The sequence below is a fragment of the Sphingobacterium sp. UBA5639 genome (assembly GCF_002421245.1).
GTDB lineage: Bacteria > Bacteroidota > Bacteroidia > Sphingobacteriales > Sphingobacteriaceae > Sphingobacterium > Sphingobacterium multivorum.
On record NZ_DIJR01000008.1, the window covers coordinates 22,338 to 41,009 of the forward strand.

At 38.0% G+C, this 18,672-nt stretch carries 20 protein-coding genes; 3 read left to right on the top strand and 17 right to left on the bottom strand.

What is annotated here, in order from left to right:
- Window positions 1–23 precede the first annotated feature (23 nt).
- The 10 genes from B4Z90_RS07405 to B4Z90_RS07450 form a co-directional block, all read right to left on the bottom strand.
- Entirely contained in the window at window positions 24–332 is a 309-nt protein-coding gene (locus B4Z90_RS07405) for a DUF4134 family protein (RefSeq protein ID WP_286801705.1), read from the bottom strand.
- Between the two features lie 6 nt (window positions 333–338).
- Window positions 339–659, bottom strand: coding sequence for a hypothetical protein (locus B4Z90_RS07410; protein ID WP_286801707.1), 321 nt, complete (start codon window positions 657–659; stop codon window positions 339–341).
- Window positions 656–985, bottom strand: coding sequence for a hypothetical protein (locus tag B4Z90_RS07415; RefSeq protein ID WP_157698563.1), 330 nt, complete (start codon window positions 983–985; stop codon window positions 656–658). The genes B4Z90_RS07410 and B4Z90_RS07415 overlap by 4 nt, the downstream gene beginning before the upstream one ends.
- 5 nt (window positions 986–990) lie before the next feature.
- Window positions 991–1,617 carry a ParA family protein gene (locus B4Z90_RS07420; protein WP_286801709.1) on the bottom strand — a complete coding sequence of 209 codons (627 nt, stop codon included), beginning with the start codon at window positions 1,615–1,617 and terminating at the stop codon, window positions 991–993.
- Window positions 1,618–1,647: 30 nt separating this feature from the next.
- Complete coding sequence (locus tag B4Z90_RS07425; protein ID WP_286801710.1) at window positions 1,648–2,820, bottom strand: relaxase/mobilization nuclease domain-containing protein; 1,173 nt, start codon at window positions 2,818–2,820, stop codon at window positions 1,648–1,650.
- Window positions 2,817–3,227: a plasmid mobilization protein gene (locus tag B4Z90_RS07430; RefSeq protein ID WP_286801712.1), complete on the bottom strand. Its 411-nt coding sequence runs from the start codon at window positions 3,225–3,227 to the stop codon at window positions 2,817–2,819. The genes B4Z90_RS07425 and B4Z90_RS07430 overlap by 4 nt, the downstream gene beginning before the upstream one ends.
- A 740-nt stretch (window positions 3,228–3,967) precedes the next feature.
- Window positions 3,968–4,903, bottom strand: a complete 936-nt coding sequence (locus B4Z90_RS07435; RefSeq protein WP_112375695.1) for a toprim domain-containing protein — start codon at window positions 4,901–4,903, stop codon at window positions 3,968–3,970.
- Between the two features lie 13 nt (window positions 4,904–4,916).
- Window positions 4,917–5,780: a hypothetical protein gene (locus B4Z90_RS07440; protein WP_112375694.1), complete on the bottom strand. Its 864-nt coding sequence runs from the start codon at window positions 5,778–5,780 to the stop codon at window positions 4,917–4,919.
- A 14-nt stretch (window positions 5,781–5,794) separates the two neighbouring features.
- Window positions 5,795–6,070 (bottom strand): hypothetical protein, encoded by a 276-nt coding sequence (locus B4Z90_RS07445; protein ID WP_112375693.1) that lies wholly within the window; start codon window positions 6,068–6,070, stop codon window positions 5,795–5,797.
- 249 nt (window positions 6,071–6,319) lie between these two features.
- Complete coding sequence (locus B4Z90_RS07450) at window positions 6,320–6,592, bottom strand: hypothetical protein (protein WP_146753125.1); 273 nt, start codon at window positions 6,590–6,592, stop codon at window positions 6,320–6,322.
- Between the two features lie 284 nt (window positions 6,593–6,876).
- On the opposite strand from B4Z90_RS07450, the gene B4Z90_RS07455 reads away from it, so the two are divergent.
- On the top strand, window positions 6,877–7,095 hold the full coding sequence (locus B4Z90_RS07455; RefSeq protein ID WP_112375691.1) for a hypothetical protein: 219 nt from the start codon (window positions 6,877–6,879) through the stop codon (window positions 7,093–7,095).
- Here B4Z90_RS07455 and B4Z90_RS07460 read toward each other — a convergent pair.
- From B4Z90_RS07460 to B4Z90_RS07475, 4 genes are all read right to left on the bottom strand, one after another.
- Window positions 7,090–8,307 carry a hypothetical protein gene (locus B4Z90_RS07460; RefSeq protein ID WP_286801713.1) on the bottom strand — a complete coding sequence of 406 codons (1,218 nt, stop codon included), beginning with the start codon at window positions 8,305–8,307 and terminating at the stop codon, window positions 7,090–7,092. The genes B4Z90_RS07455 and B4Z90_RS07460 overlap by 6 nt on opposite strands.
- Before the next feature lie 12 nt (window positions 8,308–8,319).
- Window positions 8,320–9,165 (bottom strand): LytR/AlgR family response regulator transcription factor, encoded by an 846-nt coding sequence (locus tag B4Z90_RS07465; RefSeq protein ID WP_286801714.1) that lies wholly within the window; start codon window positions 9,163–9,165, stop codon window positions 8,320–8,322.
- Entirely contained in the window at window positions 9,128–10,198 is a 1,071-nt protein-coding gene (locus tag B4Z90_RS07470; protein ID WP_286801716.1) for a hypothetical protein, read from the bottom strand. Before B4Z90_RS07470 ends, B4Z90_RS07465 begins: the two co-directional genes overlap by 38 nt.
- A 112-nt stretch (window positions 10,199–10,310) precedes the next feature.
- The gene (locus B4Z90_RS07475; RefSeq protein ID WP_286801717.1) at window positions 10,311–11,285 is read right to left on the bottom strand and encodes a hypothetical protein; all 975 of its coding nucleotides are present in this window, start codon (window positions 11,283–11,285) and stop codon (window positions 10,311–10,313) included.
- 515 nt (window positions 11,286–11,800) lie between these two features.
- Here B4Z90_RS07475 and B4Z90_RS07480 point away from each other — a divergent pair.
- Together B4Z90_RS07480 and B4Z90_RS07485 are read left to right on the top strand one after the other, a co-directional pair.
- A complete protein-coding gene (locus B4Z90_RS07480; RefSeq protein WP_286801719.1) occupies window positions 11,801–12,790 on the top strand; it encodes a helix-turn-helix transcriptional regulator in 990 nt (329 codons plus the stop codon).
- A gap of 127 nt (window positions 12,791–12,917) precedes the next feature.
- Complete coding sequence (locus B4Z90_RS07485) at window positions 12,918–13,265, top strand: hypothetical protein (protein WP_286801720.1); 348 nt, start codon at window positions 12,918–12,920, stop codon at window positions 13,263–13,265.
- A gap of 1 nt (window position 13,266) precedes the next feature.
- Here the strand turns inward: B4Z90_RS07485 and B4Z90_RS07490 are convergent, their stop codons facing one another.
- Genes B4Z90_RS07490 through B4Z90_RS07500 form a run of 3 tightly spaced genes read right to left on the bottom strand, consistent with a single transcriptional unit; the run spans window position 13,267 to window position 18,661 of the window.
- A complete protein-coding gene (locus B4Z90_RS07490; RefSeq protein ID WP_286801721.1) occupies window positions 13,267–14,619 on the bottom strand; it encodes a RagB/SusD family nutrient uptake outer membrane protein in 1,353 nt (450 codons plus the stop codon).
- Window positions 14,620–14,637: 18 nt separating this feature from the next.
- Entirely contained in the window at window positions 14,638–17,808 is a 3,171-nt protein-coding gene (locus B4Z90_RS07495; RefSeq protein ID WP_286801724.1) for a SusC/RagA family TonB-linked outer membrane protein, read from the bottom strand.
- Window positions 17,795–18,661 (bottom strand): TlpA family protein disulfide reductase, encoded by an 867-nt coding sequence (locus tag B4Z90_RS07500; RefSeq protein WP_286801725.1) that lies wholly within the window; start codon window positions 18,659–18,661, stop codon window positions 17,795–17,797. The genes B4Z90_RS07495 and B4Z90_RS07500 overlap by 14 nt, the downstream gene beginning before the upstream one ends.
- Window positions 18,662–18,672 lie beyond the last annotated feature (11 nt).

Below are 18,672 nucleotides of genomic sequence, written 5' to 3' on the forward strand. Positions count from 1 at the left end.
GAATGGAAAAAAAGATTGGCGTTTTAGCTGATTCCATAGAGTGCTTTTAGGGATGCACTCAGTAGGGAAAGAAAAAGACAGGAGAGGAACCAGGCCATGACCTGGGCATCAATATGATGATCTTTTCCGCTCTGCCAGTTGTAGAAGATCCGTACCCCTCCTATCAGGCCACAGATAGCCCCAAGGACCAGGGCGAAGTCGGAAAAATTAAAATACCAGCCCCTGATCTCGGAGCTGACCTGCCTGAATTCGGACAGGCCGGGCTGGGCGATGAGGTTGTGGACAAAAAAAAAGACGGCAATTGCCGTCCATATCGTTTTCTTTTTGTTCATTATTGATTAATAAGCAATTGCCTTTGTGAATTCGATCAGGTCATTTTGTGCAAGGGAGAACAATTCTTTGATGGATACTCCACCAGAACTTTCTATCGGGCCACTTGTGATCGCGCCGGCATTTTCGAAGCTGTCGTCCAGAATATCTTCATCCGGTAGGTCCACCTTCGTGGAGGAATGAAATTCAGGAAATGAGATTTCACCTTGCCTGACGTTTTTAGGTTCATTACCCGATTTATTATTGCGATAAAAATCATACATGAGGTTCAGTCCATAATATCCAAGGTAAAGGGTGGAGAGATAAAGTGTAAATTGAATCCAGTTCATAGTTCGAGATTTTTTAGGGTTTCTTTGATATGATTTGAAATTTGGGGATGTTTTTGGAGGAAGTATTGAAGGGAATAGGAAATGATCTTGTTCATGTCAATTCCCTGGGTAACCTTGAGCTGTTTGAGGAGAAATATGGTTTTATCGTCGAGCCTGATCAGCAGCTTTTCTTTTCCGATCAGCCTGTGGGCACGTATTTCCTCGACGATAGGATCTAATGCGTTTTTTGGGACAGGTTTCTTTTTAGGGACTGTTTTGCCTGTCCCTTCATTATTATCTTTCCTAATGGTTTCCCTCAGTTCATCCGCTAGTGTTTTAATATTCATGGGCATTAGTCACTTTTAAGAAAATGGTCATAGATATGGGAAAGCACCGGATAAGATACCGGACGGATCGTTTCGGGGGTATGTACTGTTGAGACCCTTTGAAAATCTATCCTATCCGAAATCTCCGAAAGAACTGTTCCAAAATTCCGCAGGACCTTCTGGACCTGTTCCTTGGTTTCGTATTTTACATTTGTCTTGATCCTATTGGGAATAAAAAGAACCTGTGCCCGTCTGTTCAGCTTTTTGACGACCATTGAAAAGAGCACTGTTGAATCAACCGAAAATTCGTCATACGCAAATGGGCATAGAATGAGATCGGCGGAAGTAAAGATCGGAAGAAGTCCGTCATCATCCATTTTCCCGGGAAGATCAATTAAAATGATGTCCTTTGGAGATTTTAGCAGTCTCTTCTTCATTAATGGGAAGTCATCAAGTGCGGCGGGAACAATTTCATAAAACGGGTCATTTTCCAATATTTTAGCTTTTTGTGATTTTGCAAATAGGGACTGTTGATAATCCATATCAAGAATGGTCAGGGCCTGGCGTTTCTCAATTGCCAAAAAATTGGCGAGCAGAAGCACAAGGGTACTTTTACCGCAGCCTCCCTTCTGGTTTCCAATAAGTACAAGCATAATGTTAGAGTTTGGTCAAAAATGTTTTTGCTAACGAGTATTGGTGCGGGATTTTCTTTTACGTCTCCGGTTTCTGCCATGAATGGCCTCATCATCGACGTCATCCCAAATGTCGATCTGGAAATCAGGTACCGGAAAACTGCCATTTTCCGGTATGTCATCCAGAACAATTGAATTTTCAGTGCTAGATGATTTATTGGCTGGCGGGTTAAACCCATCTCGTGCGGAATCTTCGGACCTGCCAGGTTCTAACGTTTTATCGCTATTATTTACGGAGATAAATTCTAAAAGTGGCATCAGGTCACCACCTTTATAGATGTTCCTGCACGCATGGTCAATTACCGTATAACCATAAGGAGGTTTTCCGGGTTTTCCATGAAAAAGGATCTGGATGCCGAATTTTGATTTGAACAGTTCTGCCAGATCGGAGGTGTAACCAACATCAATAGTTCTTTCTCCACCGGGGTTTTCCCAATACAAAGTTCTCACAGATGGATCATGTGCCAATTTATAGCGGTGGAAAATTGCTCGTATCTGGGATAATCTATCAAGGTCTTTTTGAAACTGCCCGATTTTATTGTCAATGACATCCAGCGATACTTCACCAACATTTTTACCGAATTTGGAAACCTGATACTTCCCACCGTTAAGCGTAATACTGTAGCCCTGATTTTCCAAAATCATCATAAACTGTGCCCGTGTGGAAAAGCTGTAATGGAGGGCATTTTGTATGGATTTCGAAGCTTCTATTTTCTCGTCGCTTCCCATCACCCGGTTGAGGACCTCATAGGAACGAAGTTTCTCATAGCTATCGCTGATTTTTTTTCCGTCCCTGCCGACACGTGTTGAGACGATATGAATATGATTATTTTTTGTATCCTTGTGAAATATCAGCAAATAGGGTTGATTTTCATATCCCATTCCTTTTAACCACTTCTCCGCAATTTCTGTTAATTCTTCTTTACTATGGGTCCGGCCTTTACATGAAATCGCAACATGAAATTGTGGGTTCTTTATTTTTTTGCTCGCACTGGTCTGTAGTTCCAGATAGTTGATATAATCAGATGGGCGTAAGCTCGTCATGGCTCCAAGCGCACCGAAATTGGCGGCTTTTACCAGTTCACCTTTATCCTGCTGGATCTTGTCCGTATTATAGCGGACACCGCCAAAACTTTTAACGGAGGATAATATTTTAACAATCATCGCTGCCCTTTGATTAACCGCATTAGATTTCTGAATTCCTGTTCAATCTGTCGCTGATATTTTATATAATCAGCTATGAGGGATGGGAATCGGGATAGTTCACCGGGTTCCAGTTTACCGTGTAGCTTCAATGTATTGATGTGCCGGGCGAGCTGGTTGATATTATTTCCTGATCTTCCCAGCTCCGAGCCCAGTGTATCGAGCATCTGGAGTATTGTTTTGGAATCAACCAATATCCTGGATGAACGGTTTAAAACCCTATTCCTTACAATTTCTGACCGGTTTATACCAAGCGATTTTTCAAGGGCAAGGAACTGTGCCTTCTCGTTTTCCGTTAAGCGCAGTTCAAACCGGAAGACTCTATTATTTTTTTGCGTTTCAGTTTTGAGTGGTTTGTTTCTTCCCATATATCGGTTCTTTTTAACTATCAACTGCCTGAATGGTCCTGAAAATCTCATAGGCAACCTAGGGAACTATAGCATTTCCGTAGCTCCTACTGCTTTCCTATACCCGTGAATAGGCTGCCGTGTTTTTTTAACATGCTGTTGAAATTAGATGTAGGAAAAATGCCCCAGGAACAAGGGGCAAAGATTTAGAAAGTAGAAAAATGGAGTTGCGACATTTTTCCTTTCCTGATACTTGTCAACCTAAAAGGCTGATAAGTTTCAGGGCAAGTTCGTTTTTGTTGGTACAAGATCAGCAAAGCGAAATCTGTACGTACAAAGACACAACTTGCCCATTACAAAACAAGGAAGGGTGGAGGTGTTTTATCGACGATGAAAGCCTTTTAAAAGATCAAGCTGATCAAATTCTAATCAGGGCTTTAGGAATTTGACCGGAATAAGTGCCGAACTTGGCAGGTTCCTATTACCCGTACAATTTCGATATTGTATCAGTTAATTTCTTCATATAAATAGATCTATATATTCAAATAAACGAATATCTGTTTATGTATATATATGATAATGTATATATAGGGTAATGAAGATTAACCTATTCCAATATATCCATCTATTAATTTATGTAATGGAATAGATTTTCCTATATTGATATGTCCACATAGTTATTTATACTGCGATATAGCTGTATAGATAGACATCCAGATAATCGGATATATAGAAATCTGAATATTTGTAAATACCGATAGTTATCTATTTTTATGGATATGTATGTTCTTCAACGAGTCCATTAACATTTCGTTGTAATCCTTATAACCGGAATAAACATTCGCTCGGTCATTCGCGTAAGGGTAAAAATCTTTTATCGTTGAAGTACATTGTTTCCCAACTTCATCATTATCCAGATAAAGATCTATCTTATTGAATTCACACATACGCTCCATAGCACGTTTGACTAAAGAAACCGAGTTAAGCACGATAACGGTAGGTGGAAACTCAGTTTTACCTAATCTCAGCCAGCTTAAATAATCAAAAAAGCCTTCAAATATGGCTAGATGATCCGTTCTGCCCCGTATAACTGAAATATCTTTGTTTCCGATACTGGCTTTAAATCCCTTTGGGCTAGATATCTCCCAATTATCTTTTTCATTTTTCCAACCTATCGCATAAAATAATCTCGCTGGATCGGAAAAGAGTTTATTGCGGTAATAAAGTTCCCATAACAATCCGTTTGCCACAGAATCAACTCCTCTTTCCTGTATGTACCTAGAGAGAGAATAATTTCTACCCAATTTCTGACTGTGTGAAAATTCTAGGATATTTTCTATCTCCCTATCGGGAGCCTTACTTGACTCAAAGACTGGAATTTCGGCTTTTTCAAAATGGTCAAAAGTATATTGGATTTTTTGTAAAATTTCAAAATAAGAATGTTTCGGCCAATAAGCCATCGCAAGCTGGACGATTCCGCCGCCATGAATTCCAGTATGATTGGCGCCACCATGATCCATCCATTTCCCTCCTTCGTCCCATACTGTTAGAGATGGTGTATTTTTACCGGTTTCTCGGAGCATACTATGGTAAAAAAATTCCCTGCCAGATTTTTTGACAGGGAAGTACCCCAATCGGCCAAGGAAATCCACAATAGATAACCCTTCGACATTTTTTCGATCGATATATTGTGTCATCAAAAATATTGATTTATAGCGGAAGAAAAATACAATTAGGCAAGCTACCCTGTACTTCTATTTTAGCCTCTTTATAACCTTCCCGGTTCCCATCAAAATAAAATTTAACGTTATCGTATTTGCTAGCCCTTTTAATGGCGGCAGAAACAAATTGAGGAGAGTTAAGTACTAAAATCGAAGAGTAAAGTGAATACAATTGATCTCTATGTTTTAGGTAGTCGGTAAACTGCTGGAAGATGGCAATATTTCTCGTAGAGGCTTCAAAAAATGTCATCCCCTTAGATCCGATACAGGACTTGAAATTTTTGGCGTATACTTCCCAGCCTCCATTCTCATTCGGCCATCCCGCTGCACAAAAATCTCTGCGTTTACCTTTTTCGTCCTTAACATAATAATGAACTTCGACCAAATTTGAATCTGCAATTTCCCATAATCCGGCATCCTGAAGAAATGTGGACACTTCATTAGTCAGACCAAGCTTCCGTATACCTGCCACCTGGTAGTAAGGCAATTTAATCGGCTTTCTTTTCCTCTTTTTCTTATCATTTATTGGGAACATGAAATGATATTCTTTGCTGGTTGAAAACGAATTTAATCTTTCTCGTACTTCATCGAGGTTGAGATTAGGCCAGTAATATTTACCAAAATCAATAATACCTCCTCCCTTTCCTATTGATTTATCAAACCATACATCTAATGTATGGTCTAACCTAAAACTGTTTGGTTTTAAATTATTTGAAGTAAAAATATTTGAGTAGAAACTCTCCTTCTCATTTGAAACAATTGGTTTAAATCCCAGATGGTATAATAATGATTTGATGGAGATAAATTCTTCCTTTGAAGATGATTCATCAGATAGTATTCTATTTGTTGTCATAATATGTTTATATTTTAAAAGAAACTCATCGAGGATTTAGCCTTGTAGATGATTTCTATTTCAATTCTGTCTATTCGCCAGGCCGCTGAGTGATTTCCATCTTTTCGTGGAGTAATCAATCCCTGACTGATCCATTGTTCTACGTTATTGCGTCCAAAACGCCGAAAAGCTTCTGATTTTTTCAGAAAGGGCTTAATCGTTCCAACTTTTGCTAATGCTTTGAGAGCGCCAAGTTCCGAAGCATCAGATAGTAGCTTCTGTAATTGAAAAGGTGTAAGGGTAATATTCATTTAGGTAATGAATAGTGTAATAAAAATTGTTAATACTTAAGGTATTTATCCAATCAAAATTTAATGTTTTAAATGGTCGGGACTACTCACGTCAATCTGTACAGATCGGGCTATTGCCTGCCTATGTGCTCTCGAGAGACTTTTTCCAAATGAAAAAACTCTCTCTTCACATAATTTCCTTTTTTATCAGGATAATGCTTCATCCCCAAATGTCAAAGAACAAGAATTGCTGCCTCACGGCAAGCTGAGTTATCTTTCTGCCACTTGCAGATAGGTAATGCGATTGCTTGAATCAGAAATAGATTTCAATTCTTCTGGGTCAAATAAAATTTGAGAAGATTGATGCGATAAGGGGACTAGGATACCTTCAAGGATCCATCTATCAATGTTGCTACGGCCGTACTGCCTATAAGCTTGAGATTTGTTAATTGATTTAGGCATAGAGCCAGTAATTGATAATGCTCTAGATACACCTTCCTCTGTTGCTTGCCTCATTAAAAAAAACAGTTCCCTTGTTTTCATAATTCCCATGGGTTTATTGTCCCATTGGTTGCAAAGCAAGAAAAATGAAGTAGGCATAAACAGTGAAGGGGGGTGAAAAGAACCCTTTCACCCCCTTTCAAAAAAAATGCTTGAGAGGCATTAAATGCATATTTTCATAATTTTCATTATTTAGATATTCATATGAAAAATATGAGAATGAGGAAATTTAATCAATAATGAATAGGGATATACATAGATTTTTTATATTTATGATGGATATCAATATTAGTTAGCAATGGCTAATTTTGCTTTAATTTTGAACTATGAATACGCCAAAAATTGACCTATCTTCTCTAAATATTGAACAGGATTTTCTCGACCGATCAAATATTTTAGGTATGAATACCTTAGAAGATATCATGAATGTTAATCTACCAGAATTACGAAAAGACAAGAACTTCAATTACATATGGTATTCTGATCTTCTTTTGCTATTGGAAAGAGCAGGTTTATTGGATGAATTTGAAAAAAGGAAATTATGAATCTTTGTAGTTGGAAGTATTATAATGCTCGTTCAACCAGTTTACCATACCGATTAACTGACTTTTCATTTTTTTCGCCGTTGCAAATTCTACGTCTGTCGACTTTTTTTGTAGGCTTTCGGCAGAAATAAAACTAGCGTGAGGAGTCCTGAAATGTTTAGCATAATAACTAAAAGTCTTTCCGACATCCTCACGTGGAATAATCCCCTGTTCCATAAATAATCTTATAATAAGCCCCATTTGTGGAACCGAAAGATTTATCAAAGCTTTTTCATTATCCTGCCATAGTTTTGAATCTAATATTTCATTTCTCCGCAATTCCATTCTTTCCTTCAGGCTTTCCTTTTTTTCTTTGTAAAAACTTTTTAACTGTTGTCTAATAGATTCATCTTCCACCGTAAGCCTCATGAAGCGCTTTTGTGGTATAGTATTCAATCTGTCTTCCAACGAAATAAGCACCTCCATTTGGGTATGTAGGCTTACATTTTCGGCTGTTTGAGAAAGGCAATTTTTAGCACAGTAATTAAAAAACTTCGGTGAGTTAAAGTCATATTGAATCAGTAAATTTTCAATCTTTTGTGTATCAAGATTCTCGATATTCAAAAGTTCCTGTAAAATCAACATTAAATATTTGATCTCACCTCTCTTAATCTCCTTCTTTTCAATTACATTGCGAAGTGTTCCTAAAACAAGTTTGGAAAGATCATGATTAATACATGAGTTATGTATTTTGGATTTCAATAATGCTAGGTCTTTTTTAAACAGATCCTTTCCTACAAAAGAAGAGTATTTAGTTAAGGGTAGATCTCTAAGCAATTTTTCATTTAAGCGCTCACAGTCATTTAATAATGAATCTATAATTGACAGCATTTCGATATAAATCTTTCTTATATAGCTATATCTTTCTATAGGGACATTGGTTTTCGTAATATTTTTTAGATTTCCATATATCTTATTAGCGGTTAAAATTAGCTGTGAAAGGGCTATCTTCGCTTTTTTAGCGGAAGCCCCCATTATTTCTGTAAAGCTCGAAAGAAAATAAATCATATTGGCTTTTAGAAACCCTAAAAACTCTGTCAAAGTTACACTTAAATGATTTGAAAATTGCGTTGTACAAAATACTTCTTCAATTTTGTACAACCATTTACTTGTGGACCAATTAGAATACCCTGTCTTATTCAAAACAACTCGCTTAAAAAAAGTCTCAATCAATTATATAAATTCTTAATCACTATCGTGATGATTCCTGGCTTTCAGTCGTATTTCCCCAGATTTATTTAGTATGCCAGTGATAATGTTGTCTTCGATCCATTTATCAAAATATTTGTACTTACCTTTTTCCCCTCTATTAAGCTCAATTTCAGACAAATACACATGCGTCGATGTAACGCCAGTTACTTGGTCAAGAGAGACAGCGAAACTGCGATGAATTTGCGCAAACTTTGATTTTGGTAATCGTGTAAGAATATCTCCAAAAGCTTCATTAACCTCAATAAAGGTTTTGTCATCTAACCATATCCAACTCTGCTCATTTTTAGCTTCAATACAAAGTATATCGTCATATTCTAACCTTCGCCTTTCTTTTCCACGTCTGCCGTAAAAAAAACAATTGTTTTTTTCATCAAGATCATTTAACCCTACTCCCATAAGTTTCGTTTTCACGTTTTTAATAGCTTTCCAATAACGATCCCTTTCAAAAGGTTTTAAAAAGTAATCAGTTACTCCATAGAGGAACATTTTATCACCTACAGCCTCATTGGTACTGCATACTACAACCTGCATATTAGCAATTCCAGGATTACACACCTTTAGATCCTCAAGCTGAGGTAAAATATCCAAACCTCCGATTACAGGCATTTCTATATCTAAAAACAACACGTCAAGTTTGAGCGTTCTTAGTGCCAATAATGTTTCTTTTGGATTAGTCGATGAAAATACGCATTCAAAATTGACTGTAAGATCAACACATTCTTTCAGTTCTTCTACCATCTCAGGATCATCATCCAAAATTCCAACTCTTATTTTTTTACGTTTATTCTCCTGCTTTAACACCCTCTTTATCGTTTTCATAATTAAAATCTATCTCAATATTTAGATAATACATTCCCTCGTTTATTTTTTCCAACAAAGTGAAGGCCTTACCATATTCAAGACGTAGCAACGTTTGAAGATGCTTCAATCCCGTTCCCCCTTCGCCATAAATCCATGCAGACTTTTCCGAAATTTTATTTTTACATTTAATTTCAAGTTTATCGTCAAAGGTTGACACTGAAATGATGGCTAGTATATTAGTATGGCTAAAATCTCCATGCTTTACCATATTTTTATATAAGCTCATTAACATCATCGGAATTATACGTCTGTTAATATTCTCAATATCTAATTGTAGTTTAATATTTTTTTCATCATATAAAACCATCAGCAATCTTAGATATTTTATTTCATCTTGCAAATTCCCCAAGATGTCATTCCGAAAATTCAACTGTCGCAAAGCATAACCTTCGATTTTAAGCAAAGAGTCTACATGTGTAAAGTTTGACGGATCCTTTCTAACCGATCGCGCAAAACTCTGTGTCAAATTACCCATGAAATGTGTAACCCAATTACGAAAGACCTTTACTTTTGTGGCTTCCCTAAAGTTTGAACGAACCAACCCTAAATAAATGAATATGCTAACCGTAACATTATATAAAATTTCCATGATCAATATTAATCCACCTTTTAACGCAAAGGTTAAATAAAACGTTATAATGTCTATAGCAAAATCTGCAAGCTTGAAAAATTGAGGATTTTTTAAAACCTTTCTACTAAGCTCTGTTGGGAACTCATATAATGCCAGATAAACACAAAAAGCAGTGACTAAAAAATAACTTAGCAATTTACTTACTTGTAGTACTTCAATTTTTCTAAACAGTAACTGACGCAGCCACCCTCTGTTTAAATAACTGATTGATAACATTATCGGACACAAAACAAATAAAACATACGTATGCCCCCAACCATATTTGTAAATATTTACTGCGGAGATCCAAATGAAATAAATTGTCCAAAATGCGAAATGAACACCTCTTGATAACGGTTTAAGAAGACTTTGTTTTATCATTATAAGTTTAGGTATGTAGAACAAATATTAATTTCAACAACTATAAAATTAGTAAAAAAAATATTTTACAGTTTAAAGAAAATAATACTTGTTTCTTATAAAAGCGAGTTAATTACTTAAAAAACTCCCTAAACTTACCAGATATGATCTTAAATTCATTTTGAGCAACCCACACTGAGCGACCAGTCGTAATATCAAAAAGCATTTCTTTATTTTGCATATACAATGGTAACCATAAACTAGATCCGATATTTTTATATCCTTGTTTTATAGTAGTATGATCAAATATAATTGGCAAAAATTCCCATTGAATAAGCTCTTCAATTTTGAGGCGATGGATAGGTTCGAAAATATTTTCAAGAACACTTTGATAATCTAATTTCTCTTTCACTGCGATATCTTGAACATATCGCAATTTGATTTCTTCACCGACAATTGTTAAAAACAAACTTGTGATCGGAATTTGGGTCCAATAACTCAATCCTATAATACCCTCTCTCAGATTTATATCTGAATTATAAAGATTTACTTTACCCCATCCTTTTCCATGCTCATTTTTACTAAGCTGACCGTCGATAAATATAACAATTTGAAACCCCTTGCAGATGGCGTCCTTTAACCGTAATAGAGGATTTCCTACGTCCGATCTTATAAATAATAATTCACTTTCTGTAGCATCCTTTCCAAATGAAAGTTTAAATTGTTTTCTATATATAGCTACTTGCTCTTCATAGACGTCTGAGCGAAGCAACACAGCTACTTTGAATCCAAGCACAATTAGGACCCTAGCAATTATTCCATATGGTCCGATATGCATACAGCTCCATATTCGAATGGTTCTATCAGTAAATGGCCAAATATCAATGAGACGTTTTAACAACAAATCATTAACCTGATGACGTTCCTGACTAGACCAATGCTGGTACATTTTTAATAATTTGAAAACCGATTCGTAGTTTTTAACAAGCTCCCATTGATAAAAAAGAGAAGCGCATTTTAGCCCTCTAATCCAACTTTGAGAACTAAAAGATAGCTTGTTATGTGTTGACGCAGAGTTTTGACTAATATTTTGGTTAATGAAATTCATGTTCTATCTGTTTAAATTGCTAAAAAAAAGGTGTCCGGATCACCTATTAGATTTTATAAGTAGTATAGACTACATTTTTCTTCTGCAGATTCGATCATGAACTTTATTGTTTCCAAATTGGAAAATGTATAAAGTGCTTGATCAGCTAATTGTTGCATTTCATTAAAAAGCTGTTCCATTATCTTTATCATCTTTGGTTTTCGCTCAGCACCAAACTTGCCCAGTTTGGTCACTTTGCTTTCAGGCCATGAAAGCGTTGTGATCACAAGGCTAATTTGGTAGAAAAACAAGACAAAAGATTCATTTTTGAACACATGGGTTCTGTGGACCTGTGAATCAAAAATTTCCGTATACTTAAAAATTCACAGTATCTAAAAACCCTTTTACAGGGTACCAAATCCTATACACATTTATTTTTGGCTACTCTTTAAAATTTTACTATAATGACATTTTAATCAGTAAACAACAGTTAACCAAACCATTAAACCTATTCAATCATTAAAAGAGATCAGTTTATGGAAAGAAGTTTTTATTTCGCCTTGCCACAAGAATACCAAGCTGTTGATCAGCCAAGACAATCTGTTAGCTATCCTATTCGTAATGCGAATGAACGGCATTGGACAACCAAATTCAATAGCATTAGTGAGCTTACTTTTGATGGTCGGTATGGCTATCTCTATTATTATGAATTTTGGATGGATCAAGAAGAAAATATACCCGTGTACACCTCTATGGGTGATTTACATCTAGTCTATCCTTTATTGAGCAATTCCCCACTACGGCAAATCCATAGGTCTCAAGAGTTCGTGATGGATTTTGTGGAAGGACGAGGTGCTTATCTTTATCTCTCTAAGGGAGAGTATAAGTTAAAAATACCTAAAGGGCATCATATTATGGTCGGCTTTATTTTAGATGCAGGACTATTTCGGCCACCTGCCAATAGACACTTTAGCTTTTTGCAAGATTTGATAATCGCAAAAAAGGCGCAGTCAAAACGGTCGATTAATAGTGTCACTTTTCGTGTAGGTGAAATCACTAAACGTCAATTAAAATTGCTATTTAGCAGAATCAACCCCAATATACTAGACAATGAGCATTTGATCTTAAAGCATATGATCTTTTTAATTCAACTCAGTCGATTTAAGTTACGTGATGATGGGCATGAAATACTGATAGACCGAGCTCGTAATTTATTACAACTTATGATTCTTCATCAGGGGGCTAAGGTTAAATTATCTGATATTGCCGAGGTACTTTTAGTAACTAGGCATCATCTCAATGACGAGCATAAAAAACACTACGGATGTAAATTTATCAGTTACCGTCATCAGGTTTTATTAGACCATATCGCGACTATAATTGCCGGTAACGACAAACTGTTGGCCACGGCAGAAGAATGTGGTTTTAGTAGTACAACCGAAATGAATGCTTTTATTAAAAACCAAACGGGGTTAACTTCCTTAAACTTTAAGCAGTTTCAAAAAAAAAATCTTAGCAATGATTAAATGTTTGATACGGATATAATAGTCTGAGATATTAAATATACTTTTCTACCTTCTTCCACTTCCCTTTCTACCTAACGGTCTAGTTCATATTACTGTAATTTAGTATTATAATCAAAACTCTTAAGTTATGATGAAACATAAATTCGCAGTGAAGGCGTCACTCTTCACTTTAATCTTGGCACTGCTCGCAATCGGTACGTATGCGGCAAGTGTAGTGATGAAAAAGGATCTACCCTCAACTGTAAAAGCGTCTACAACGTATTATTACAATGGTCCGTCCACCAATTTATCCGCGAATGTAATGGACCCCACAAATTGGAGTCCATCACAAAACTCAAGCTTTACATGTGGACAGCCCACTGAAATCCCTTGCAGTTTAGATGTTCCTTCCGATAAAAGTATCGAGCAACATCTCGATGATCTAGGTGATCTCTCAGGGGTACAAAGTGCTACTTCTACCCGAAGAAGCGAGTAACTCAACGTGCGTTTTGCACGATTCCCGATTGTTCTATTACTTTTTGCGGAATCAAAATGTTCGAATGAGAATCATTCGGTGGTAAAATGTATTCTTTGCCCCGAATGGTTCTTGTTAATGATATACCTGCCCCTAGCTTATTGAGACGCTTGACATCGCCGAACCGAATACCTCGACGCAATAGTTCTTTTCTACGTTCCCATAAAATTTGCTCAAGAATTTCCTTTTCAGAAAAAGTTCGCGCTTTCTTTGATCTATAGCTCAAAAATTTTTGCAAAATATTGCTCGCATCAGTCTTGTCTCCTAATCTAGCGGTACATTCTGCCTGAACGAGATGCATTTCAGCAACCGTTGGGCCACAAAATGAGCCACCCGAGCCACCGCCATAATCTCCTCGGAAGAAAAGTCCATTATCATTTTGATTGAAAAACAAAGTTTTTCTTAGATCATCTTCCTGAAAACTTTGATAAAGAAGATTATCCATACGGCTCACTTTGACACTAATGGAATAGTAAGCGGTAGATAAGAAACGAGGATAGATAACTTCTGGATTGCCGTCGACTTTAAAAGGAAATGCCTTTCCACCATCGACATCATTATAATCCAACATTTTAAAATTTGAATTGATACATTTTTCAGCATAGGCTTTCGCCTGCTCATAATCTTGTATATATAGATACACTCGAGCTAGATAAGCCCATGCAGCTACCTTGCTAGCCCAATAAATATTGTTTTGTTGGTCGGGCAAAAGCGCTGCGGCCTTTTGTAGATCATCGACAATAAGATCAAACGTTGTTTTTAGCGATGATCGGACTGCCTTTTCATTAAAATCATCGGTCACTTTAAGCGGGAGCCCTAGGGTGTTTTCCGCTTTTTGGGGATCAAATCCCTCGCACCACACCTGCGCAAGTTCATAGAGATTTACCGCTCTATTGAAATACCCCTGCCCTTTGACATCAGCCGAAAGAGCACTTACACCGTTTGTCTTTTCAAAATCTTCTACACCATGTATGGCAGTATTTGATCGATATATGCTTTTATAGGCTAATGTCCAACCTCCGCTACCATCGCATTCTTGAATCATAGGACTGTCTTCCCAGCGATAAAGATCACGATCGGTTTGACAAAACAGAGCGTCATATTCATCATCAGGAAGATATTGGTCTGCCGACATCACTTCTCCTTCAGGAATAGCCAACCTGTTATCGACACTATTCATGAGTGCCCGAAAATCTTCCAATGAAGTCGGGACGGCCAATTTGCTATCCGATTTTACATCCAAAAAAGATGTACAGCCCGAGAAGCTAAACAGCAGTAGGGAAAAAATGAAAATTAAACTAATTGTATTTTTCATGATAAGTTCATTTAGCAATTAAAAATTGATGCGACAACCAAACGACCATTGTCTTGATGGACTGATCGCGTTGAAGCGATTTTCATATTCTGGATCAAAATCCTTTTTAGTGGTTTTCCACAACAGGCCCACATTATCCACGTTCAAAAACAAAGTTGCATCGATCTTACCTCCCAGGATCTGTTCCAACTTATATTGCAGATTGATATATTGTAATCGAATATGCGATGCCGGTTCGATCAATACAGAAGCATTGCGGTAATAGTTTTCCCGGTTGCTATTCAATGGATAAATCATCGCAGGTACAATAGTGTTGTTTTCGTCGCCAACTTCTTTCCATCGCAACGCATAATCTGCATGCGTTATATTCTGTGCAAAAAGGGCATTATAGTCTATACTCCGTGAACGGATGTAATGTCCAAATTTATAGAGCAAACGAAAGTCTAGGGTCAGTTTTCTGAATCGAATGCTGCTCCCCGCAGCTCCATACCATCGCGGTAATGTCGGTCCTTCATAGACCATGTCTTCCAACTTGGTATTATTATAAATCTGTCTATAATCTTTGGATTCTACTCCTTCGACATACCCGATGGGATTTCCATCCGTATCCAACCCTTTCCAAGGATAAGAGAATAGAGAATAAACAGGTTTTCCTACAATACCCGCGATCGTTCGTTCATTAACGAAATTGCGACCAAGGGCATTATTCAGGTAATACTTTTGCACCTTGTCGGCGCTTTTGCTCAAATTTATCTGAAACCGCAATCCCCAGTCGTTGTTCTCTAAAGCCTTCACAGCTATCGCTAGATCCAAACCAGAAGCTTTCATTTTTGCCGAGTTGCGCACCACAGTAGCCCCTATCCCCGCGGTAGGATCCATTTCATCCAATCCATAGAGATCATTTCCTTGTTTTGAGTACCAGTCAAAGGTCAGATTGAGCTTATCTTTCCATAATATGAGGTCAGTCCCCAGATTTAATGTCGCTACACTTTCCCACTTCAATTCTGGATTGGCATAAGAAGCGAATGTGGCAATCGGAAAATTATTCAGCATATTGGTGCCCAAATACTGAATTGTATTCACCGAAGCCATGGATGGATCAACATTCCCACTGAAACCATAGGTTGCGCGCATCGTTAGTCTATCCACCCAGTCTTTATTTTCCAAAGCTTTCCAGCTCCCCCCGACAGACCAAAGGAGATTCCATTTGTCATTGGTACGGAGACCAAATAGATTAGTCGCATCGCGCCGTACACTTCCTGAGAGATTTATCTTGTTTTTATAAGAATAAACTGCATTGGCAAAGACCGAAAGATAGCGCACTTCTGTCTGTGTCAAGGATTGACCACTGGGAATATTGTTGAGTGCACCGGTGACCAGATCCGGGTAACGTCCGATATAATCCACGTTTGCCACCGCAAGTGTGACCGGATTATATCCATAGAAACGTGAAGATTCACCTGTTCCTTTTTTCATCCGTCCCTCAAAACCCAAGATCCCTGAAAAACCATGCAGATCTATTGTACGGTTAAAATTCAGCTGCAGCCTGGCATTGTGGGCAGTCTGCCGTGCTACGGACTGATCGAGAACGCCTCCCTTAGGGACATTGTATGTCGTGGTACCTTTTGTGCGATCAATTTCAGTAAAAGAGTTAACCAGATTACGGCTAAAATAACTATCCGTATTACGTAGGTTTCTAGCGTCCGTACGATCGAGCATCAGGTTATACTTAAGGTCAATGTTTAAGGAGCTAGACACATCATATTTTAGTCCCATATTCCAGTTCAATATCCACTGATGGCTACTGTTGTCCAGATGACGGTAATCGGTCAAGGGATAATAGTTCCAATCAAGCACATAGCCTTCTTTGGTCATCTGATCCACGTAGTCATTGTTCCGCTGTGCGATGCGCAGTGGAACACCATGGTCATCTGCAAAAGTAGCGTAAGGATATAGCTCATAAGTCGACATCTTAACATCACCATACGCGGGCATGCCCGTCGAAGCATTGAAATGGATAAGATTGATATCAGTCGAAAGCAAAATATCTTTGCGGATCTTCAATGTATTATTGAGCTTGTAGGTGAGTCTTTCACTTTTACTATTTGTGGCCCCTAGATCTTTATCATACCCCAGCGAGGACCCCCACGCCAATACACTGTTACCGCCATTTCCCTGCAAGTGATATTGCTGATACAGCGAATTGCTATAGAAATGCTTTCGATATTCATCGCGCAGGTCTAACCTCGAGAGTCTATTTTTCAAATCATCATATTCTTCTTGGGTGATTTTATGATTTTTCAATCGTTCCAATGCTTCCACGATCGGACTCAATGGCAGCATGGCGCTACTGGTGATCCGACTATTGTAATAGCCTTTATTGAACAGGAACTCTTCCATCCCAATAAAATCCGAAGAAGACATTATATCCAATCTGGCCAAGTCTGGTGGTGCTCCAGTTTTAATGGCCGTAGAAAAGCGGAAGCTTTGGCGTTGATTGAACTGTCCTTTTTTTGTAGTCACTACGATCACACCATTTCCGGCACGCACACCCCATATCGCAGATGCAGCAGCATCTTTCAGTACAGTGACATTGTCAATATCCAATGGATTGATGTCATCGAGATTACCTTCATAAGGAAAGTTGTCTACGACAATCAACGGGTTCTTTTCTGCTTTGATGGTGCTTAAACTCCGAACCATTAATCGATTTGCAGAGGTACTGTTATTGTCCAGCATCACACCATTGGCTACCGAAGGCAACATTGCCGTGATACCGCGTCCGATCTGCTGTTCAAGCTGCTGTTTGCTCACGCTGGAAAAGGAACCGGTCAAACGATCTTTCGGCACACTCTGATAGCCTGTATTGACAACTACTTCGCCGATCATTCCATGCTTGAGGGTAAGCATGACTGTCAACTCATCAAGCTCCATATCCGCTTTAAGGGAAATGCTTGTATCTTGATAAGCTATATGTCGAAATATAACTTGTTCACCGTTAAACTTTTCAGCGATTGAAAACCGCCCTTGATTATCCGTTTTTGCCTTAGCTTTATTTTTTATAATGATGTTTACATCCCCTATGGGCAGTCCGGTCTCCCGATCCAAGACAGTACCCCTAAGCTGAGCTTTTGCTGTTACAGCAACCAAAAGCATCAGAAAAAGCCAGATTACTCTATTTTTTGCCATCTTTTGGATTAATTAAGTTCAACATGTCTTTGATATGTCCATCTGTTACACTAAGGGCCAGCGTCATTGCGATTAGGTCTCCGCGCGGACCTATCCAAACGTACCTCGGATAAATACGGTTAGGGAACAGCTGTTGCAAGTATTCCTCTTGTATGATCGACTGGAAATTTCCTGTCAGTGAGCGTTCCGCAAGTTTATCCTGGATCTTTATAATATTGGAGTACCTATCTTTTGTCTGTGTTGGGTTGACATAAATAAGTTTTGCGTCATCTAGAAAACGGCTGAACAACTTGTCTTTATCTTTCATCTGTCCGAGGCAGATAGCGCACCATGTCGCCCAAAAATCCAGCACTAACAGTTTCCCACGGTACGCTTCTAGTGTCTGCCTAGTAGTATCGCCATTGTTATAAACAAGATATTTCCTCGTCCAGAATTCTTCCGGCAGTTTTTGACCGACAAGTAATGGTTCCACTTTTATGAGCCCATCGGCCCCGCTGTCCTTGCGAGGCGTCTGAGCCGATAAACTAAACATAGAAACTAATGCAATGCAACATAGCATGACCCTACCAATACCTGGCCAACTTATATTTTTTTCCCAGCGTTGTTCGGTATTTATTCGGGTAGGATTCGGGTCACCCTCAAAGAAATCCAAAAGAAAATTCGAGGACCGCTGAGGGCCCACTGTATAAAAGGCAGAAGTTGGGGCAAAACTGTTCAGGTAACAGTCGATAGAAAGTAGCCCTAACATTTGCTTGATCTGCACAGGTTCTGACCTTAAGTAACGTTTAACACGTGCTTGAAATATGTAGGTTATAAAAAGCCTTAAAAAGGCTAAAAATTTTAGGGTATTCATAATTTGTTTGT